Source organism: Escherichia sp. TW14182 (assembly GCF_000208525.1).
GTDB classification, from domain to species: Bacteria; Pseudomonadota; Gammaproteobacteria; order Enterobacterales; family Enterobacteriaceae; genus Escherichia; species Escherichia ruysiae.
In genome coordinates, this window is record NZ_AEJZ01000036.1 from 1 (window position 1) to 4,246 (window position 4,246).

Annotated in this window: 5 protein-coding genes; all 5 read left to right on the forward strand. The window is 53.4% G+C overall.

Annotated features, from left to right (window positions below; all coding sequences use genetic code 11):
• On the forward strand, positions 1 to 273 hold a 273-nt coding region (locus EQY_RS0103650; protein ID WP_001073510.1), incomplete at its 5' end, for a hypothetical protein.
• Complete coding sequence (gene narH, locus EQY_RS0103655; protein WP_000702538.1) at positions 270 to 1,814, forward strand: nitrate reductase subunit beta; 1,545 nt, start codon at positions 270 to 272, stop codon at positions 1,812 to 1,814. The genes EQY_RS0103650 and narH, both read left to right, overlap by 4 nt.
• Positions 1,814 to 2,509, forward strand: a complete 696-nt coding sequence (narW, locus tag EQY_RS0103660) for a nitrate reductase molybdenum cofactor assembly chaperone (protein ID WP_001166381.1) — start codon at positions 1,814 to 1,816, stop codon at positions 2,507 to 2,509. Before narH ends, narW begins: the two co-directional genes overlap by 1 nt.
• A complete protein-coding gene (gene narI / locus EQY_RS0103665; protein WP_000617141.1) occupies positions 2,506 to 3,186 on the forward strand; it encodes a respiratory nitrate reductase subunit gamma in 681 nt (226 codons plus the stop codon). Before narW ends, narI begins: the two co-directional genes overlap by 4 nt.
• A 79-nt stretch (positions 3,187 to 3,265) precedes the next feature.
• Positions 3,266 to 4,159 (forward strand): PhzF family isomerase, encoded by an 894-nt coding sequence (locus EQY_RS0103670; protein WP_000856954.1) that lies wholly within the window; start codon positions 3,266 to 3,268, stop codon positions 4,157 to 4,159.
• Positions 4,160 to 4,246: the final 87 nt, after the last annotated feature.

Consider the following 4,246-nt stretch of genomic DNA (forward strand, 5'->3'; position numbering starts at 1 on the left):
TGCCTTGCAAACGGGATGTGTTCATATAAACGCATTATGAATATCCCCGGTTCAGAAGTGACCGGAATGCGCGGCGGTATTCACAACTCAGTCACCCGCGTTTGCCCGAAGCCGACGCATATGATTGGCGGTTACGCGCAACTGGCCTGGGGCTTTAACTACTACGGCACCGTCGGCTCGAACCGCGATGAGTTCATCATGATCCGTAAGATGAAAAACGTTAACTGGCTGGACGATGAAGGTCGCGATCAGGTACAGGAGGCGAAAAAATGAAAATACGTTCGCAAGTCGGCATGGTGCTTAACCTCGATAAATGTATCGGCTGCCACACCTGTTCGGTGACCTGTAAAAACGTCTGGACCGGGCGCGAAGGCATGGAGTACGCATGGTTTAACAACGTCGAAACCAAACCGGGCATTGGTTATCCGAAAAACTGGGAAGATCAGGAAGAGTGGCAAGGCGGCTGGGTACGTGATGTGAATGGCAAGATCCGCCCGCGCCTGGGCAGCAAGATGGGCGTAATAACTAAAATCTTCGCCAACCCGGTGATACCGCAGATTGACGACTACTACGAACCTTTCACCTTCGACTACGAACATTTGCATAGCGCGCCGGAAGGTAAACACATTCCCACTGCCCGCCCACGTTCGCTGATTGACGGCAAACGGATGGACAAAGTGATCTGGGGGCCAAACTGGGAAGAATTGCTGGGCGGCGAGTTTGAAAAACGCGCCCGCGACCGCAACTTCGAAGCCATGCAAAAGGAGATGTACGGTCAGTTTGAAAACACTTTCATGATGTACCTGCCGCGCCTTTGCGAACACTGCCTCAACCCCAGCTGCGTGGCGACCTGCCCCAGCGGCGCTATCTACAAACGCGAAGAAGACGGCATTGTGCTGATCGATCAGGATAAATGTCGTGGCTGGCGCTTGTGCATTAGCGGTTGTCCGTACAAAAAAATCTACTTCAACTGGAAAAGCGGCAAGTCGGAAAAATGCATCTTCTGTTATCCGCGAATTGAGTCCGGTCAGCCAACGGTCTGCTCCGAAACCTGCGTGGGTCGCATTCGTTATCTTGGTGTACTGCTCTACGACGCCGACCGCATCGAGGAAGCGGCGAGCACCGAGCGCGAAGTTGATCTCTATGAACGCCAGTGCGAAGTGTTCCTCGATCCGCACGATCCATCAGTGATCGAAGAAGCCCTGAAACAAGGTATCCCGCAAAACGTGATTGAGGCAGCCCAGCGTTCACCGGTTTACAAAATGGCAATGGACTGGAAACTGGCGCTACCGTTGCACCCGGAATATCGCACCCTGCCGATGGTCTGGTACGTGCCGCCGCTGTCGCCGATTCAGTCTTACGCCGACGCGGGCGGACTGCCCAAAAGCGAAGGCGTACTTCCCGCCATCGAAAGCCTGCGTATTCCGGTGCAATACCTCGCCAATATGTTGAGTGCGGGCGATACCGGTCCTGTACTGCGGGCGCTGAAACGGATGATGGCAATGCGCCACTATATGCGTTCGCAAACCGTAGAAGGTGTAACTGATACCCGCGCGATCGACGAAGTCGGGCTGAGCGTCGCCCAGGTGGAAGATATGTATCGCTATCTCGCTATCGCCAACTATGAAGATCGGTTTGTCATTCCGACCAGTCATCGGGAAATGGCGGGAGACGCCTTCGGTGAACGCAACGGCTGCGGCTTTACTTTTGGCGACGGTTGCCACGGCTCTGATACTAAATTCAATCTGTTCAACAGTAGCCGAATCGATGCCATCGACATTACCGAAGTACGCAATAAAGCGGAGGGCGAATAATGCAAATCCTCAAAGTGATCGGCTTGTTGATGGAGTATCCGGACGAGCTGCTATGGGAGAACAAAGACGACGCGCTGGCGCTGATTCGCCACGACGCGCCGATGCTCACCGATTTCACCTGCGACCTGCTTAATGCGCCGCTGCTGGATAAACAGGCTGAATGGTGTGAAGTGTTTGACCGTGGACGCACCACTTCGCTGCTGCTATTTGAACATGTTCATGCCGAGTCACGCGATCGCGGTCAGGCAATGGTGGATCTGCTGGCGGAGTATGAAAAAGTCGGCCTGCAACTAAATTGTCGCGAGTTGCCTGATTATCTGCCTTTGTATCTGGAGTATTTAAGTGTGCTACCCGACACCCAGGCTAAAGAAGGTTTGCTCAACGTTGCGCCAATCCTCGCCCTGCTCGGCGGGCGCTTAAAACAACGTGAGGCGCCATGGTATCCGTTGTTTGACGCCCTGCTGCATCTGGCGGGAAGTACACTCTCAAGTGACAGTGTCACAAAACAGATACGCAGCGAGGAGCGCGACGACACCCGTCAGGCACTGGATGCGGTGTGGGAAGAGGAACAGGTGAAGTTTATTGAAGATAACGCCACGGCGTGTGACAGCTCGCCGCTTAATCAATATCAGCGACGCTTTAGTCAGGATGTCGCACCGCAGTATGTGGACATCAGTGCGGGAGGTGGGAAATGATTCAGTATCTGAACGTCTTTTTTTACGATATCTACCCGTACTTGTGTGGCACGGTTTTTATCCTCGGAAGCTGGTTGCGCTACGATTACGGGCAGTACACCTGGCGTGCCTCCTCAAGCCAGATGTTGGATAAACGCGGAATGGTGCTGTGGTCGAACTTGTTCCATATCGGTATTCTGGGGATCTTCTTCGGTCATCTGTTCGGCATGTTAACGCCGCACTGGATGTACGCGTGGTTCCTTCCGGTGGCGGTAAAACAGCAGATGGCGATGATCCTCGGCGGTATTTGCGGGGTGTTGACGCTGATTGGCGGTGCGGGGCTGCTGGTGCGTCGTTTAACAAATCCGCGTATCAGGGCGACGTCTTCTGGTGCGGATATCCTGATCCTCGCCATTTTGTTAATTCAGTGCATTCTTGGGTTAACCACCATTCCCTTTTCAGCACAACATCCGGACGGCAGTGAAATGATGAAGCTGGTGGGATGGGCGCAAAGCATCGTCACTTTCCAGGGCGGCGCATCGACGCATCTTGATGGCGTAGCTTATATCTTCCGCGTTCATCTGGTGTTGGGAATGACCATCTTCCTGCTCTTCCCGTTCACCCGACTGGTGCATGTATGGAGCGCACCGTTTGAGTACTTTACCCGCAGGTATCAGATTGTGCGCTCACGGCGATAATTCTCATGCCGGCCGGATAGCCTTTCGCTCTCCGGCCGATTGCAGGCTATGATAGTTCTCCAGCCACAGGAGAACAGTAATGAAAACGCAGATTTACCACGTCGATGCTTTTACCTCTCAACCGTTTCGCGGCAATTCTGCCGGTGTTGTATTCCCTGCCGATAATCTTAGCGAAGCGCAAATGCAACTTATCGCCCGCGAGTTAGGCCATTCGGAAACGGCTTTTCTGCTGCGCAGTGACGACAGCGATGTACACATTCGCTACTTTACGCCAATGGTTGAAGTGCCAATTTGCGGTCACGCGACGGTAGCAGCGCACTATGTACGTTCAAAGGTATTGGGTTTGGGAAATTGCACCGTCTGGCAAACATCGTTGGCGGGAAAGCACCGTGTCACTATCGAAAAACAAAACGGTGATTATCGTATTTCTCTGGAGCAAGGCACGCCGGGCTTTGAACCGCCGCTGGAAGGTGGAGCTCGCGCGGCAATTATCAACGCGCTTCATCTCACTGAGGACGATATTCTGCCAGGCTTGCCAATTCAGGTGGCAACAACAGGACACTCAAAAGTGATGATCCCGTTGAAACCAGAAGTGGATATCGATGCCCTTTCGCCTGACCTTGCTGCGCTGACCGCTATCAGTAAACAGATTGGCTGCAATGGTTTCTTCCCCTTCCAGATCCGCCCAGGCAAAAATGAAACCGATGGTCGCATGTTCTCGCCTGCGATTGGTATTGTGGAAGATCCGGTGACCGGCAATGCCAATGGCCCAATGGGCGCATGGTTAGTGCATCACAACGTATTGCCCCACGATGGCAACGTGTTGCGTGTTAAAGGCCATCAGGGACGAGCTCTGGGGCGTGACGGCGTGATTGATGTGACAGTGACTATTCGGGACAACCAACCGGAGAAAGTCACCATTTCTGGCACAGCGGTGATTTTGTTTCATGCCGAATGGGCCATTGATCTCTGAAACCGTTGCCGGTCCCAATTGCCTGATGCGCTTCGCTTATCAGACCTACAAGCGTGAATCTGTTGGCTAATTTAGGCCGGATAAGGC

What these genes read in the sequence shown, in the direction of transcription:
- narH (WP_000702538.1), top strand. Translation starts at nt 270, where the DNA reads ATGAAAATACGTTCGCAAGTCGGCATGGTGCTTAACCTCGATAAATGT.
- narW (WP_001166381.1), top strand. Translation starts at nt 1,814, where the DNA reads ATGCAAATCCTCAAAGTGATCGGCTTGTTGATGGAGTATCCGGACGAG.
- narI (WP_000617141.1), top strand. Translation starts at nt 2,506, where the DNA reads ATGATTCAGTATCTGAACGTCTTTTTTTACGATATCTACCCGTACTTG.
- EQY_RS0103670 (WP_000856954.1), top strand. Translation starts at nt 3,266, where the DNA reads ATGAAAACGCAGATTTACCACGTCGATGCTTTTACCTCTCAACCGTTT.